Annotated in this window: 14 protein-coding genes and 1 tRNA gene; 4 read left to right on the top strand and 11 right to left on the bottom strand. The window is 62.6% G+C overall.

The window, feature by feature from the left end; all coding sequences use genetic code 11:
- Positions 1–21: 21 nt before the first annotated feature.
- From IVA91_RS35450 to IVA91_RS35460, 3 genes are read right to left on the bottom strand one after another with little or no spacing between them, the layout of a single operon-like run.
- Positions 22–1068: a DNA polymerase III subunit delta' gene (locus tag IVA91_RS35450; protein WP_247281105.1), complete on the bottom strand. Its 1047-nt coding sequence runs from the start codon at positions 1066–1068 to the stop codon at positions 22–24.
- Positions 1065–1748, bottom strand: a complete 684-nt coding sequence (gene tmk, locus IVA91_RS35455) for a dTMP kinase (RefSeq protein ID WP_247419508.1) — start codon at positions 1746–1748, stop codon at positions 1065–1067. The genes IVA91_RS35450 and tmk overlap by 4 nt, the downstream gene beginning before the upstream one ends.
- Positions 1749–1750: 2 nt before the next feature.
- Positions 1751–3013 (bottom strand): D-alanyl-D-alanine carboxypeptidase family protein, encoded by a 1263-nt coding sequence (locus IVA91_RS35460; protein WP_247281107.1) that lies wholly within the window; start codon positions 3011–3013, stop codon positions 1751–1753.
- A 154-nt stretch (positions 3014–3167) separates the two neighbouring features.
- Between IVA91_RS35460 and IVA91_RS35465 the strand changes: the two genes are divergently transcribed.
- The gene (locus tag IVA91_RS35465; protein WP_247281108.1) at positions 3168–4124 is read left to right on the top strand and encodes an alpha/beta hydrolase; all 957 of its coding nucleotides are present in this window, start codon (positions 3168–3170) and stop codon (positions 4122–4124) included.
- Here the strand turns inward: IVA91_RS35465 and IVA91_RS35470 are convergent.
- Positions 4118–5053 (bottom strand): septal ring lytic transglycosylase RlpA family protein, encoded by a 936-nt coding sequence (locus tag IVA91_RS35470; RefSeq protein ID WP_247281109.1) that lies wholly within the window; start codon positions 5051–5053, stop codon positions 4118–4120. The two genes, IVA91_RS35465 and IVA91_RS35470, sit on opposite strands and share 7 nt — an antisense overlap.
- Positions 5054–6013: 960 nt before the next feature.
- Entirely contained in the window at positions 6014–6247 is a 234-nt protein-coding gene (locus IVA91_RS35475) for a hypothetical protein (RefSeq protein WP_247281132.1), read from the bottom strand.
- A gap of 223 nt (positions 6248–6470) precedes the next feature.
- Between IVA91_RS35475 and IVA91_RS35480 the strand changes: the two genes are divergently transcribed.
- The gene (locus IVA91_RS35480; RefSeq protein ID WP_247419504.1) at positions 6471–7061 is read left to right on the top strand and encodes a TIGR00645 family protein; all 591 of its coding nucleotides are present in this window, start codon (positions 6471–6473) and stop codon (positions 7059–7061) included.
- A gap of 18 nt (positions 7062–7079) precedes the next feature.
- On the opposite strand, the gene IVA91_RS35485 is transcribed toward IVA91_RS35480, so the two are convergent.
- The 5 genes from IVA91_RS35485 to IVA91_RS35505 all read right to left on the bottom strand — a co-directional run bounded on the left by IVA91_RS35485 (position 7080) and on the right by IVA91_RS35505 (position 11400).
- A complete protein-coding gene (locus tag IVA91_RS35485; RefSeq protein WP_247419502.1) occupies positions 7080–7397 on the bottom strand; it encodes a DUF1476 domain-containing protein in 318 nt (105 codons plus the stop codon).
- A 237-nt stretch (positions 7398–7634) separates the two neighbouring features.
- Positions 7635–7826, bottom strand: a complete 192-nt coding sequence (locus IVA91_RS35490; protein WP_247281133.1) for a hypothetical protein — start codon at positions 7824–7826, stop codon at positions 7635–7637.
- A gap of 371 nt (positions 7827–8197) precedes the next feature.
- Positions 8198–8872 carry an endonuclease/exonuclease/phosphatase family protein gene (locus IVA91_RS35495; protein WP_247281112.1) on the bottom strand — a complete coding sequence of 225 codons (675 nt, stop codon included), beginning with the start codon at positions 8870–8872 and terminating at the stop codon, positions 8198–8200.
- Entirely contained in the window at positions 8872–11019 is a 2148-nt protein-coding gene (locus IVA91_RS35500) for a VTT domain-containing protein (RefSeq protein ID WP_247449075.1), read from the bottom strand. Before IVA91_RS35500 ends, IVA91_RS35495 begins: the two co-directional genes overlap by 1 nt.
- Positions 11020–11103: 84 nt before the next feature.
- Positions 11104–11400, bottom strand: coding sequence for a hypothetical protein (locus IVA91_RS35505; protein WP_247281114.1), 297 nt, complete (start codon positions 11398–11400; stop codon positions 11104–11106).
- 399 nt (positions 11401–11799) lie between these two features.
- Between IVA91_RS35505 and IVA91_RS37255 the strand changes: the two genes are divergently transcribed.
- Together IVA91_RS37255 and IVA91_RS35510 are read left to right on the top strand one after the other, a co-directional pair.
- Positions 11800–12006, top strand: coding sequence for a hypothetical protein (locus IVA91_RS37255; RefSeq protein WP_346015557.1), 207 nt, complete (start codon positions 11800–11802; stop codon positions 12004–12006).
- Between the two features lie 18 nt (positions 12007–12024).
- Entirely contained in the window at positions 12025–13698 is a 1674-nt protein-coding gene (locus IVA91_RS35510; RefSeq protein ID WP_247281115.1) for a DNA polymerase/3'-5' exonuclease PolX, read from the top strand.
- 685 nt (positions 13699–14383) lie between these two features.
- Here IVA91_RS35510 and IVA91_RS35515 read toward each other — a convergent pair.
- Positions 14384–14473, bottom strand: a tRNA-Ser gene (locus tag IVA91_RS35515).
- Positions 14474–14737: the final 264 nt, after the last annotated feature.

A 14737-nucleotide genomic window follows, 5' to 3' on the forward strand; every position in this document is an offset into this window, starting at 1 on the left:
AAATTGGAAACGAACCTGCGCCTAGCGCGTTGCGTCCGCCAGCCAGCCGAACACCGAGAAAACCAAGGGCTTGCGCTCCAGATTGTAGGTTTCGGTGTCGCGCGCGGCGCGGACGATCTTTTCCCATACCTCAGCTAGACGCGCAAGGCGCGGCAGATTCTGGTTCGTATTGGCTTCGTCCGCATGCAGGCGTTCGGCGATCCAGCGATCGATGCCGTCGATGAAGGCGGCAAGCGCGACGCGGTCGCTGGTCCCGAGCGAATCGCCGAGCGTGTGCAGTTCGCGCGGATCGACCTGCGGCAGACGCGCGAGCAGTGCCGCGGTGCGCTGCTGGAGCTTGAGCGCGTCACCGCCGAGCAGCGTCAGTGCCCGCGCCACGCTGCCCTCGGAAGCCTCCGCCGCCTCGTGCAGCGCCGGATCATTCGGATCGAGGTCGCCGGCCGAAGCCGCCGCACTGATCACGTCATCGGTGGCGAGCGGGCGCAGGCGCAGCTTGCGGCAACGCGACTGGATGGTGGCGAGCACGCGTGCCGGCGCGTGGCTCACCAACAGGAATAGCGATTGCTGCGGCGGTTCTTCGAGGATCTTCAAAAGCGCGTTGGCCGCGTTTGGATTGAGCTCGTCGACCGTGTCGACGATGCAGACGCGCCAGCCGTCGGCGGCAGCCGTCGAGCCGAAGAAGCCGATCGTCTCGCGCGTCTCGTCGACGGTGATCACGGTGCGCATCACGCCGCGATCATTCGCGGTGCGCTCCAGCGTCAACAGCCCGCCATGCGAACTCGCCGCAACCTGCCGCGCCACGGCATCGTCGGGATCGATCGCAAGGTCTTCGGCGCGCTGCACGGACGGCGCCAGCGGCTGGCCGTGGGCGAGCACGAAGCGCGCCATGCGGTAGGCCAGCGTTGCCTTGCCGATGCCTTGCGGTCCGCCGATCAGCCAGGCATGCGGGATGCGCCCGCTGCGATAGGCTGCGAGCAGCGCGGTCTCGGCCTCGCGATGCCCAAACAGCTTCGATGTCTCGCGCGGATGCGGAATGGCGGTTTCGCGCTCGGTCCGACGCGGGCTCATGCGGAAATCACCGCGGGCGTGGCAAGGAGACGTTCGCGCAGCGCCGTCCAGACGCGCCCGGCAACCGTGTCAGCATCGGAATTGGCGTCGATCAGCGCACAACGCGCGGGATCTTCCGCGGCGATCTTGCGATAGGCGTCGCGCAGGCCTTGGTGGAACTTGAGATCCTCGCCCTCGAACCTGTCGGGTGCGGCGCTGCCGCGGCGCGTGGCTGCCCGCTGCAAGCCGATCTCGACCGGCAGGTCGAGAATGATGGTGAGATCCGGCTTGAGATCGCCGATCGTGACCCGCTGCATCGCGTTGATCAGGCCATCCGGCACGCGGCCGAGGCTGCCCTGATAGGCCCGCGTCGAGTCGGCGAAGCGGTCGCACAGCACCCAGACGCCCTGGCTGAGCGCGGGCTGGATTACGGTGCGGACGTGGTCGTCGCGGGCAGCGGCGAACAGCAACGTCTCGGCTTCGGGGCCGAGCAGCTTGCCCATGCCTGACAGCACCAGATGTCGCATGATCTCGGCGCCAGGCGAGCCGCCCGGCTCGCGCGTGACGAGGATGCGCATCCTTGCCGCCGTGAGGCGGTCGGCGAGCTTCTTGATCTGGGTCGACTTGCCCGTCCCTTCGCCGCCCTCAAAGGTGATGAAGCGCCCGCGTCCCGACGGCCAGCGTACCGCGCTTTCACTCATGATCAGAGCTTCTCGGCGCCTGCGCGGAACATACCGATCACGAGCTCGCTGGCGCCGTCGATTGCGCGGCGCATGGTCGAGCCGGTGCCGATCGCTTCGGCGGCATAGACCGGCGTCTCAACCGCGATGGTGCCGCTGCGCCAGACCTTGACCACCCCGACCTGCTGGCCGGCCTCGACCGGCGCGCGCACCGGGCCGCGATAGACGATGCGGGCGATCAGCTTGTCGCTGCCGTTCTTGTGGACCATCACTTTCACGGGCGTCTTGGCCACGAGCTTGACCGAGCGGCTCTCGCCGCCGAACACCTTGGCGTAGCCGACGGGCTGTTCGGCTGCGATCAGGGTGCGGGTCTCGAAATTGCGAAAGCCCCATTCCAGCATCTTCTTGGCTTCCGTGGCACGGTCCTCGGGATCATCGAGCCCGTTGACGACAACGATCAGTCGCGTGCCGTTTTGCACGGCCGAGCCCACCATGCCGTAGCCGCCTTCCTTGGTGTAGCCGGTCTTGAGCCCGTCAGCGCCTTCCATCGAATTGAGTAGCGGATTGCGGTTGGGCTGGCGGATCTTGTTCCAGGTAAACTCCTTCTCGCCGAACAATTTGTAGAACTCGGGGAAATCAAGGATGATGTGGCGGGCAAGGATGCCGAGCTCGCGCACCGTCATCTTGTTGCCGGGATCGGGCAAGCCGTTGGAATTGGCGAAGGTCGATCTGGTGAGGCCGAGCTCGCGTGCGCGCTTGGTCATGAAGTCGGTCGCGAAAATCCGCTCGTTGCCCGCGATGGCTTCGGCGAGCGCGATGCAGGCATCGTTGCCGCTCTGGATGATCGCGCCATGCAGGAGATCACTGACCGAGACCTTACTGTTGATCGCGGCGAACATGGTCGAGCCCCCGGAGGGCGCGCCGCCCCGGCGCCAGGCGTTCTCGCTGATCCGATATTCGTCGGTCAGCTTGATGTCGCCCTTCTTGATGGCGTTGAAGACGACCTCTGCGGTCATCAGCTTCATCATGCTGGAGGGCGCGCGCAGCTCGTCGGCGTTCTTCTCGAACAGCACGCTGCCCGAGGAGGCCTCGATCAGGATCGCAGTCGGGGCGTCGCCGTCGAAGCCGGTGTCTTCCGCCTTCTTGGCGCCCTGCACGCTCTGGTTGGCGGCGTAGAGCGCCCCGCCCCATCCGATGCCCGCGACCAGAATCGCCGCGATCAGCCCGCGCGCCAGCGCACCGGCGGTGAACCGGGGGCGACGAAGCAAAGAAGGACGAAATGTCATGGCCAAGCCCTGAGAGCGGCGTTCTACCAGTTGGAACAGATGCGAACAACACGGAGGTGGACGCCTGTCCCTGAGATTGCACGATTCTCCTCGCGCCCCTATCGTGGCATCTTATATTTGCCGACCAAACCCCTGAAGCAAGGCGGAAACTTGAATGTCCTCAACCCGTATGATCAAGGCCAACGGGATCGAGCTCTTCATCCGCGAGCAGGGCCAGGGTCCGCTGGTGGTGCTGTGCCATGGCTGGCCGGAACTGTCCTATTCCTGGCGCCACCAGATCCCGGCACTCGCGGCCGCCGGGTTTCATGTGGTCGCTCCTGACATGCGTGGCTACGGCCAGAGCGCGGCGCCCCCTGATGCGGCCGCCTACTCCATCTTCGACACGGTCGGCGATGTCGTCGGCCTGGTGCAGGCGCTGGGCGAGAGCAAGGCAATGGTGGTCGGCCACGATTGGGGCGCTCCGGTCGCCTGGCACGCCGCGCTGTTCCGCCCCGACATCTTCACGGCGGTCGCGGGCCTGAGCGTGCCGCCGCCGTTCCGCGGCCGCGGCAAGCCGCTCGATCTGCTGCGCCAGGGCGGCATCACCAATTTCTATTGGCAATATTTCCAGACGCCGGGCGTCGCCGAGGCCGAGCTCGAGCGCGACGTCGCCCGCACCATGCGCATCGTGCTCGGCGGCCGCGGCCTCGCCGATCCCTCGGCGGCCATGTTCGTGCAGGAGGGCAAGGGCTTTCTCGGCCATGCGGGCGCCGAGGAGCCACTGCCCCGCTGGCTGAGCGAGGCTGACCTAGCCTATTTCACCGAAAGCTTTCGCAAATGCGGCTTCCGCGGCGGGCTGAACTGGTACCGCAACATCGACCGCAATTGGGAGCTGACGGCGCCCTGGCAGGATGCACAGATCCAGCAGCCGTCACTGTTCATCGCCGGCTCGAAGGACGCCGTCATCACCGGCCTGATCGGGGCGAAGCGCGTCAACGAGCTCGAGCGCGTGCTGCCCAATCTGAAACACAAGCTGATCCTCGAGGGCGCCGGCCATTGGGTGCAGCAGGAGCGGCCCGAGGAGGTGAACGCAGCGCTGGTGAAATTCCTGACGGCGAGCACAACTCAGTAGAGGCCGCGGCCACTCAGGATGCTGCGGGCCTCGGCCGCGCCATCCGAGGCGTAGGCGCCGGACAGCGCGCTCTCGGTCGCATAGCGGCCGTCGTCGTCATAGGACACGGCACGGGCGTTCTGGTGGCCCCGGCCCCGGCTGCGGCTCGAGGCCGACATTTCCGAGGTCGCGTTGAGCGAGGCCATATCGGCCGAGCTGTTGCCGAGATTGTAGGGCCGCCCCTCCGGCATCGGAACCTCGCCGCGAATGGCACCGCGGCTCGACGAGGGCAATTCCGGCACGAAAGGCTTGGCCGAAGCGACCCGGACCATTGAGGGGGTCGGCGCCGGAACGCCGGTACGCAAGGTGGCTATCAGCTGGCGATCGTCGGAGCCTTCCAGCGGCGCCCGGCCGACATATTCGACCCGGACCTTGGCGACGCCATTGCCTTTGAATTCAAGGAGTTCGGCGGCCTTGTTCGAGACGTCGATGAGCCGGTTGCCGTGATAGGGCCCGCGGTCGTTGACGCGGACGATCAGCGACTTGCCGTTGGAAATATTGGTCACCCGCGCATAGGACGGCATCGGCAGGGTCGGATGCGCCGCCGTGAGCGAGGTCATGTCGAACACTTCGCCGTTGGCGGTCAGGCGGCCGTGAAAATCATCGCCATACCAGGACGCCATGCCCTCGGCACGATAGTTGACGTCCTCCTCCGGCACGTAGGTCCGGCCGGCCACGATATAGGGCTTACCGACGCGGTAGGTGCCGCCGCCCTTCGGGACCGGGTCACCCCAGGCCACCACCCTTGGGCTTGAGGACACGCCATATTTCGGATCGACGCGGCTGGCGAACTTGGTCGAAGAGGCGCAATTGGCGAGCGCAAGGCAGGTCGCGACCGCCGCAACACCGCGCGCGGCCCGCAAAACCGAATCTGACCGTCGGATCCCCATTTGCCCCAAATACCATTCCGCCGGCGGCATGCCCAACCCGCATTGGCTACGGGAGCGCCGTCCGGTCCTTTGATCCGAGGCAGCCCACCACCGCATCGGAAGCAGTAACGATAACGCAACCCGAACACGGCGGAAATGGGGAGCCCACAGCGATCACGCCGGCATGGTAAACGGGACGTTCGCTTCCCCCGTGATCTACGGAACGCAGGGCCCTGCTCTGTGCCAAGGCTGGACATTCTGTTGCGCCAAATCCTCACTCCATCCCCATTGTCACGCCGCTCAGGGAAATTCTTTTGACTGTGCAAGGCCGCACGCGTTCTCTCGGATGCAGGGCGGGATTTGGAATTTAGCGATGATCGAGACGGTTTCGGCACTGATGGGTCTGGTAAGCGCGGCGATCTTCCTTGCCCATGCGTTTGAAGGTTACCGCACGAGGGCCTGAAGGCACTCGCGCGGGACGGCAAGCATTCACTTCTTTCAAGGCGGCACGTTCGGACAATTTTAATCGATCCGATCGAGCATCGAGGACGAGAGCGGCAGGTGTCCCATGCGCAACCATGACCTCGTATCCGATGGCTTCCTGGCATTGACCGCAGGCGGCCTGGTCCTGCTCTGCTCGAGCCTCGTGGCACTGGCCTTCGGTTAATCTCGGGCGCGATCTTCGCGCTTTCCCGACGACGACCACACTTCGCTGCAAACAGTGTTTGCCCGGGATTGTCCCGCTCCCGTTTAGTTGATTGAATTTCCGCATTCGGCGCCTCGACTTAATTTCAAGAGGCCATCACCAACCAGGGTGAGTCACATGCTTGCCGAGAAGTTTTTTCTTGTTCTTGAATCCCTGATCCGCGGCGATCGCACCTATCCGGACGGAAGCCCCAGGGTCATTAGCACCTCCCCGCACGTACCGGTGAAGCTGCCGAGCCGGAAATAGCCCGCTCGCTTTTCCCACTCACCCGCCGCTCAGCGCAGGCCGAGCAGCGAGCGCCGGTAGCGGCCGTCCCGAGCCTCGTTCAGGCAGACGAAGCTGCCGTCAAAGCCCTGGCGATATCGCTTCTGGCCCCTGGTGTAGTAGACGCCCTTCCTGAAATCGAGCCAGACCACCTGATCCTGCGGACAATGGCGCTGCGCCTGCGCCTCATAGCGGAACGGGGTTAGTGGCGTTGCCGACACGTCCGCGCCGCCGGAGCCGGCCATGATCGCGGCTGCGAGCGCGATCCCACCCGCCCATGTCCCGCTGCGAAACACTCCCCGCCTCCCGAACTTGATTCCGTGCTGGCCGAGCGCGCGACGGTCGCCCGGCACGGTAGCACGAAACGGCGCGATCCTGGCAAACGACCGGCTTGCGCCGCGTCTTCCGCCGGCCATCTTGCCGGGTTACATGGCAGCAAGATCATCTCCATGCGAGGATGCTGCCTGAATGTCGGTTGAGCCTGGATTCCAGTCCGAACGCCGCATCGAATCCCGACCGCCATTGCCGCGTCTGGGCCTGCTGCCGATGGTCATCTTCGGCTCGCGCTGGCTGCAGCTGCCGCTGTATCTCGGACTGATCGTGGCGCAGTGCGTCTACATCGCGCTGTTCCTCAAGGAGCTCTGGCATCTGTCCTGGCACTCGCTCGACCTCACCGAGCAACAGATCATGATGAGCGTGCTGGCCCTGATCGACGTCGTGATGATCTCCAATCTCTTGGTGATGGTGATCGTCGGCGGCTACGAGACGTTCGTCTCGCGGCTCGATCTCCAGGGTCATCCCGACGAGCCGGAATGGCTCGGCCACGTCAATGCCAGCGTTCTCAAGATCAAGCTCGCCATGGCCATCATCGGCATATCCTCGATCGCGCTGCTGCGCACCTTCATCGAGGCCGGCAATCTCGGCTCGAACCGCGCCGGCTTTACCGAGACTGGCGTGATGTGGCAGGTGCTGATCCACCTCACCTTCGTCTTCTCGGCGATCGGCATCGCCTATGTCGACAGGCTCAGCGATGCCGGGGCGCGCAAGCACGCCGAATGAGGCATAATGGCCAGCCTCTCATGTGCCAGCTTCGAGCTGCTGCATGACCTGGCGCAGGTATTCCAGAAGCTTCTGCGCGACCTGCTCGCGCGCCACGCCCTTGGCGGCGAGATCGGCGGACACCTTGCTCACGATGTCGTCGATGGTCTGCCTCTCCAGATTGTCCGTGACCAGCGCCGTTGCGTAGCTTGCCGCGTCGTCGTTGCTGAGGCCGAGCTGGCTTGCGGCCCAAAGCCCGAGCAGCCTGTTGGACCGGGCCGTCGCCTTGAACATCAGCTCCTCGTCGTGGACGAACTTTGCTTCAAAGCCCTGCTCGCGCTTGTCGAACGTGGTCATGGTCAGCTCCATTCTCGTTTCGCTGATGTGACATACTGGCTGGGAGCGAACGTCTCCGTGGTTCACTTCACCCTAAGCTTCCTCCCGGAAGGCAAACGCCGTCAAGCCCGCCGATGGGCGTGGGACCGGGCGCGCGCAAGCTGGTCTTGAGCAAGGGGAACGCCAACCGGCGTGAGACGCCGGCGGCATCGGTTTGAAAGATCGGTATGGGAGATTGTTGGCGCCGACCGCGTTTGGTCAGCCCTTCGCCGCGGCCGCCTCCCGCGCGAGGCGTTCGGCCTTCAGCCGTTCCTTGTTGGCGTAAAACGCCTTCTGCGCCGCCTCATGATCGCGCATGGCCTTTTCGGCCTCGAGCCGGCGCGCTGCATCACGTGCCTGGCGCTGCTCGGGAGTCAGAGGCTTGCGTCGGAAGGAAAGGTCTTCAGTCATGGCAACACAACGTGGCGGCGAGGAAAAAGTTCCGCATGCTTGAGCTGAAGCATAGACGCTGACCAACGAAGTTTGCGAAAACAACCCCATGCACAGTAGCTAAGTCTTGTTGGCACAACGCCTTTTGCATTCGCGCAAAAGCCGGTTGACCCGTCGGGCAAAACAGTGGCATTCTGCCATCTTCGGAAAATCGGCAAGAAGGCTGATCGGGATCCCTTCCCGAACGCTAATGATCCGGAAAAAATGCGCAGCGGTTTTCCGAAAAGATCATGTCAAGACAACAACCTAAAGCGCGATGACGATTCGTCCTAATCTCATCGCGCTTTGGGGAAAGCGGCGAGCGAGAAGATCATCTTCCCTCGGGAAAATATTCAGATCTCTATTTCTGCAATCACCGGCAAATGGTCTGAATAGGCTCCTGCCTCCCGGTCGGTCCACACTTTCCCGAACCGGGCGTCGGGCGTCGCATAGATTCTATCAAGGCGTAGAACGGGCAAGCGCGCCGGGAAAGTCCGCAAGCGTGTCCGGTTTGGGCAAACCTGCGCGAGCACACGCCGCACCGATTTGACCCAAAACCAGTCATTGAAGTCGCCGAGAACGACGGTCTTTCCGGGCTTCACAAGGCTGACCAGGGCCTGAGCTTGCGCATACCGCTCATGGATACTCAAGCCGAGATGAGTAGCCACCACGCGCACATGGCCGACAGGTGTCAGCAGTCCCGTGGCAATCGCCCTACGGGGCTCCCGCTCCCGATACGACACGTCGACGATCTCGGGCACCCCGGAGAATGGAAAGCGGCTTAGGAGCATCTGACCGTAGTCGCCATCCTCGGTGACGATCGACTTGGCGTGAACGCGGTGATCGCCGACAACACTTGCCAACTTCGCGAATGGATTGTCTGACCGCGATCGCGAATCCACCTCCTGAAGCGCGACGACATCGGGGGCCCACCGGCGAACGATCGAGCAAACACCCTCCAAATCGAACTTCGTATTGAGATTGAACGTGCCATGCACATTCCATGTCATGAAACGCATCGCCGCCATCAGCGCCTCCCGGCGAGCCAGGTCGCGACGAATTGTGCGCCTACGCAGATTCCGAGCCAGCTCAAAAACGCCAAGACCAATAGCAATATGTTGCTCCAGGAAGCATCCCTGGCCAAATCTGCGATTTGAGCCCCCAGAACTGCCATGGCGAGAATACCGGGCATCATGCCCAGCAGAGTTCCAACCATGAAGTCGCGGAGAGGCAGCGTGCTCGCACCAGCCACGACATTCACCACCGAGAACGGTGCTATCGGAATCATCCGGATGACGACGACAGCCAGAATACCCTTGCCTAAGACGCGTTCCTGGATGCGCGCTGCACGTCGTCCGAGTAAACGCTGGAGTCGCTGTCGTCCGAGTGCCCGCCCGAGCGCAAAAAGCACGAGGGCGCTGAGCAAGACGCCGGCCATTGCGGTAATGAACCCTAGCCAGGGCCCAAGCGCGGCAGCAGTTGCTGCAATGAGTACGAGAACCGGAAACACGACCAGCCCGCCGACGACGAAAGCTGCGATCGCGAATGGCGGCCCCCAGATAGACTGCGAGTAGGCAGACAGGAACGTTGAAATACGACCCGCGTCGGCGAAATCGCTCAAAGACGTGTACGACCAAGCCATCGCCAATCCAAAAAGCGCCACGGCTATCGATACGATCCCTATTAGAGTCTTCGTGCTCCACATGCGAGATGCCGCCCGCTCGAGATGGAGAGGCCGCTCAGGGTCGGCCACCGGCTGAACCATTGTGGCCAGAGTACTGGTCAGAACCGAGGACTCCACTTCCCGCAGCGCCTTCGCCCCATCAGCTCTCGACACGTCGTCCAGGAGCGCAAAAAGACGATCCTCATTTCGCGTTATGGTCTGTTCGTCGAGATCGCAGAAATGGGCAATCAGGCGACGGCGGACCGAAGCGATGAAGTTTCTATGCTCGTCGGATGCAGCTTCAAAAATAAGGTCACACTCACTATCGGCACCCATCGACCGATTGTTCAGGTTAGCCGAGCCGATTCTCAAGATCCGATCGTCGACGGTCATGAGCTTGCTGTGCACCATCACGGCAGCTTCGGTATCCCCGCTGGGTGAGACCGGGTAGACGAAGCGGATACGATCTGCCACTCCGGCCTCATTGAAGCAGTCGATGAAGGCACCACGGCCGTTTTGCATGGCTTGGGATTCTACCCAGGACGAATGCAGTTTGGGAGTGACAACGAGAACCCGAAGCGAAGGCGCGCGAAGCATCTGCTCGGCCAATTCCCGCGCTATCTTGATAGCGCTGGTAAACTGGTTTTCGATGTAAACGAAGCTCGTCGCTGACCGGATCGCTGCAACCAGTGAGCGCTCGACCTCCTTGATCCTCGAACCTGCAGGACACACGATCTCTGTCCTGGCGATACCCACCGGCACGTGCTCCGCCTCAACCGGCACATTCGCCGGCCACCGAATGCTCTTCAGCGCGCGCCGAGGATGAACCTGTTGACCTGCCGCACGCCAGCGTTCCTCCGCGAGGTCGGCTAGCCATGCCGCAGCATGCCCGTCGACCATGCATTGAACATCATGAAACGGTGGGTATGGCTTACCCGCAGGGTCGCAGCGCAACGCGTGATCGGCGCGATGGTCGCTCGTGTCCCAGCGCCTGATCGTCAGGTCGAGCCCGCCAACGAACGCCAATGAACCGTCGACACAGACGATCTTCTGGTGTTGGGCGGAACCAAACGGAAGTGTGGAATCCAGATGAAATCGGACGCGGCCACATGTTCCGGCGGTGAATTTTGCCGCGGAATTCCATTCCCTTTCGGACGCGTAAAACGAGACGAAGTCCCAGATCAGAATATTAATCCACAGGGCGGGACGGCGTTGAACGAGCGCGCGGAGGAATGGGCCAAGCTGTTCCGGCAGACCATCATCCGCTCGTCCGGAAGCTCCGACCAGCCTGGTCTCACTATGGATATCCCATCCGATCACATAAACTTGGTCTTGCGCCTCCAGCAGCGCATCCCGCAGGGCCGCGAAATAAGCGGCAGCATCATTCAGAACCGCGACGCGGCGCGCTTCGCACCGCCGCCAGACGGTATTGCCGGGGATCAGGGTCGATGAACTCTGAAGCAGGTGGACCTCGCAAGTCGCGTTCGTGTCTAAAACGCTGTGAATGCTCAACGGGTTCCGCGTCCTCGGAGACGGGCTACGCTTCGGTGTGAGAATGCCGAACCACAGAGCTTACGCGGCACAAGCGCACTTGCGTTATTTGGTTCGGACAGTCTTTGCGCCGGCGCCCCTCAAGACGTCTGCGATCTTTTCAGGGGCATCGCCGTGGAAATCCACGGAGACCTCGATCAGACCTTCCAACTTCTGGTGACCTTCCGGCGCGGGCGCGGATTTGACGTCAGCACCGGCCGGATGTGTCCCCGCCGTGTTCGCGCCGCCGGCCGGTTGGACGAAGACGTCGCTTCGGGATACGCCGCATTCCTGGACGACGTGCTCAATGGCAAGCTCGGCGCTGCGGCGAGTGTCGAATTCTCCGATGATTGTGCTTTCCAAGACATCTCTCCGTAGGTGGACGAGAGTGCGTACAACAGGCCAGCACTGGCCAAGTTCCAGATGCTGGCGACCTGCATCTCAAATGCGTGGAGGGTGAATCTGGACCACGCGCCGGGGGTTCAGAACCGGACTATCCCGAGCAGGAAGAGGAGCGCGAGAGTGATCAAGCCGGAGATCAGCAACGAGCCGAGACACCCGAGCCGGTTCGAGAAAAAGAAGAACATGCCTGGCCCGCTGTGAAGCTTCCTGCCAGGCTAATTTTTCAAGTTCGACAGCGTTCCGGATGCGCTCTCGTTCGTCCTGATTGTCGAGCGGCTCCCATCTACAGACGGCGATGGGACTGGTGCTTCTAGAAGCGACGGATAAGAACCAATCTTTGAGCGAGACGTTGAATCCACGATGTCCGACGCTTTTGACTATTTCCGAGCGCACGCGGTTCGAGCCCTTTGCAAGGCCCGGACGATGCCCCGCGGGCGAATGAAGCATCTCCAAATCATGGTAGCCCGGATCTACCACCTGCTCACCAAGGAGGCCGCGTACGGGCCAAACCTGCAGCATCTGGACGACTTCCGGGCAGCCCAAAAGCTTGAGAGGTCAATCGATTGAAGGCCTGGAGCGAGGTGAGTGGCGGTCGCTGACACCCCAAGGGTGACTGAACTCCTGAGGGAATACGCGCAGCGAACGGCGCTGCGTGGAGGCAACCCCTATCGTGCGAAGGCGTATGCCAACGCCGCCGATAATCTTGCCGCGCTCGTCGTCCCGCTCCACGTGCTGATCGAGGAAGACCGCCTCACCGAGATTCCCGGGGTCGGCGAAGCCATCGCGGACATTATCACCAAGCTGTATCGCACGGGGACTCATCCGAGCCTTGAGAAGCTGCGCAAGGAAATTCCCGCGGGGGTCCTGGAACTGCTGACGGTGCCGGGCTTAAGGCCTGAGAAGGTGCTCAAGCTCTACAAGGATCTCGGGATCACCTCCCTGTCCGAATTGGAAACGGCAGCCGAGCAAGACCGCATCAAGAAGGCCAAGGGGCTTGGGGCCGCGCTGCAGACCAAGATCGTGGAGAACCTTGCGATCGCCAAAAGCGGCAAGGGTCGCCTGCACCTGCATCGCGCCGCGGCCCTGCTCGAGCATGCAACGGACTCGCTGCGGAAAGCGCGGCCCGAGCTCAGACGGCTCACGATCGCCGGCGACTTCAGGCGCGGTTGCGAACTCGTCGCCGACTTCGCGATCGTCGCCGAGGCCGCCGGGAGCGGCAGCGTTATCGAATCAGGCGGGCTGCAAGTCCACCTCGCCGATCGCAAGCATTTTGGCGCCGCCCTGCTCCACGCGACAGGCTCACCTGTTCATCTGGATCAGCTTCGGGCGCTCGCGGACAAGAAAGGAATGCGCCTCGAGCCGGACGGGCTGCACAAGGGGCGGAGCGTTGTCGCAGAGACCGAGGAAGACATCTACCGGGCGCTCGGCCTTCCCTTCATCGCGCCCGAACTGCGCGAGGGCCGCGGCGAGATCGAGCGGGCGCTGAAGAAAAAGCTGCCGAGGCTCGTCACCGACCAGGACCTGCGCGGCATCCTGCACTGCCACACCGACGCCTCGGATGGGACTGAGACGCTCGAGAGCATGGCCAAGGCCACGCTGAAGCGCGGCTTCGAATATTTCGGTGTCGCCGACCACTCGCAGTCGGCGCACTACGCCGGGGGTCTCTCGCTCGAGCAGATCAAGGAGCAGCATCGGCAGGCCGAGCGGCTCAATAGAAAGTTTGGCAAGGACTTTCGGATCCTGAGGGGCATTGAGTCCGACATCCTGGCGGACGGATCGCTGGACTATCCGGACGAGGTGCTCGACGGCTTCGATTTCGTGGTCGCCAGCATCCACGGGCGTTTCAGGCTGGATCGGAAGGCACAGACCGAACGCCTGCTGCGGGCTGTCGCCAATCCCTACACCACCATCGTCGGCCACATGACCGGCCGCCAGCTTCAGCGCCGTCCAGGCTACGAGATCGATGTCGAGAAGGTGCTGCGCGCCTGCGCCAAGCACGACGTCGCAATCGAGATCAACGCTCATCCCTGGCGGCTCGATCTGGACTGGCGCTGGCATCAGGCTGCGCTCGAATATGGCTGCATGTTGAGCATCAATCCGGACGCGCACTCGATCGCCGAGCTCGATCACATGCATTGGGGCGTCGAGATGGCGCGAAAAGGCGGCGTCCCCGCAGAGCGGGTGCTGAACGCAATGCCGCTCGCCGATATCGAGCGATACCTGCGCCACAGGCGTCGCTCGTTTGCACGTGCAGCTTGAGACACCTGGTCCTTCAACGAAGGCTCGCCGGTCCAGGCGCAGCCGTTTGCGCGAGAAAGAACGACCCCAGGCCTGGATCAAGGACCCAGGGCTGGGGCCGCTCGGGCTACGGTTAGATAGCCTGATGCGCCTAAGCGCATGCGGATCAAAGTACGTGGGCCGCAAGCGTTCCTATTTTGCAACGGCCTCCACCGGAGCTAAAGCGCAATGCGATTGGCAATAATCGTCATCGCGCTTGACGTTGTGTTTGAGCCTGATCTTTGCCGAAAACCGCTTCACACTTTTCCGGATCATGCTCAGGAACGCTTGCCGAGCTTTCGCGTCTTCTGAAAAATGAGACGTGCCCATGCCTCCAGCCACGCCCCCGAGCCGAACCCTGTTCCGCTGCCCCAAATGCCGCGAACCGCTCAGTCTGGCGGAGAAGCTATGGGACATGAAGGCAGCCCGCTTCATCCGGGTGTATCAATGCCGGTGCGGTGAACTGCTCTGGGATGATCAATCGTCCGCGCAACACAGCTAAGGCACACCAGGCCCCCCTCGCCTGGAGTTGCTACCGATCTCGAGCGGCGCAGCGAGTCCGACAAGATTTCGTGTCGCTTCAACTCATCCGCGATTGCGCCCTCAATGTCGAGCTCAGCTGAGCGCGGTAACGAACCGCATCTAAGCGGTTGATTTTATTGGATTGTGGCGGAAGGGGTGGGATTCGAACCCACGGTACCCTTGCGGGCACGCCGGTTTTCAAGACCGGTGCCTTAAACCACTCGGCCACCCTTCCAGACTGGAAATTGTTTAGCTTTTCGTCGCTTCGGTTCGCTTGTTTATGGCGGCTCGCATGGCAACGTCAACAGCCGCGGCCGCTTCGCCCTGCATGTTCGGCATCAGATGGTTCTCCATCGTGATCGCGATTTGAGGAATGGCCTAGCCGCTCCTGCACGATCTTGGGATGAATATTCGGCCAGCATATGGCTGACGTGGCTGTTGCTAACCGAATGCGTCTGATCGGCGCACCGTGGGTGCTCCACCGGTGGGCCCGGCATCG

Source organism: Bradyrhizobium sp. 153, from assembly GCF_023073835.1.
Lineage (GTDB): Bacteria > Pseudomonadota > Alphaproteobacteria > Rhizobiales > Xanthobacteraceae > Bradyrhizobium.

Bases quoted from the DNA above. Each gene is read 5' to 3' on its own strand.
- IVA91_RS35450 (WP_247281105.1), bottom strand. From the start codon at position 1,068: ATGAGCCCGCGTCGGACCGAGCGCGAAACCGCCATTCCGCATCCGCGC.
- tmk (WP_247419508.1), bottom strand. From the start codon at position 1,748: ATGAGTGAAAGCGCGGTACGCTGGCCGTCGGGACGCGGGCGCTTCATC.
- IVA91_RS35460 (WP_247281107.1), bottom strand. From the start codon at position 3,013: ATGACATTTCGTCCTTCTTTGCTTCGTCGCCCCCGGTTCACCGCCGGT.
- IVA91_RS35465 (WP_247281108.1), top strand. From the start codon at position 3,168: ATGTCCTCAACCCGTATGATCAAGGCCAACGGGATCGAGCTCTTCATC.
- IVA91_RS35470 (WP_247281109.1), bottom strand. From the start codon at position 5,053: ATGGGGATCCGACGGTCAGATTCGGTTTTGCGGGCCGCGCGCGGTGTT.
- IVA91_RS35475 (WP_247281132.1), bottom strand. From the start codon at position 6,247: ATGGCCGGCTCCGGCGGCGCGGACGTGTCGGCAACGCCACTAACCCCG.
- IVA91_RS35480 (WP_247419504.1), top strand. From the start codon at position 6,471: ATGTCGGTTGAGCCTGGATTCCAGTCCGAACGCCGCATCGAATCCCGA.
- IVA91_RS35485 (WP_247419502.1), bottom strand. From the start codon at position 7,397: ATGACCACGTTCGACAAGCGCGAGCAGGGCTTTGAAGCAAAGTTCGTC.
- IVA91_RS35490 (WP_247281133.1), bottom strand. From the start codon at position 7,826: ATGACTGAAGACCTTTCCTTCCGACGCAAGCCTCTGACTCCCGAGCAG.
- IVA91_RS35495 (WP_247281112.1), bottom strand. From the start codon at position 8,872: ATGGCGGCGATGCGTTTCATGACATGGAATGTGCATGGCACGTTCAAT.
- IVA91_RS37255 (WP_346015557.1), top strand. From the start codon at position 11,800: ATGTCCGACGCTTTTGACTATTTCCGAGCGCACGCGGTTCGAGCCCTT.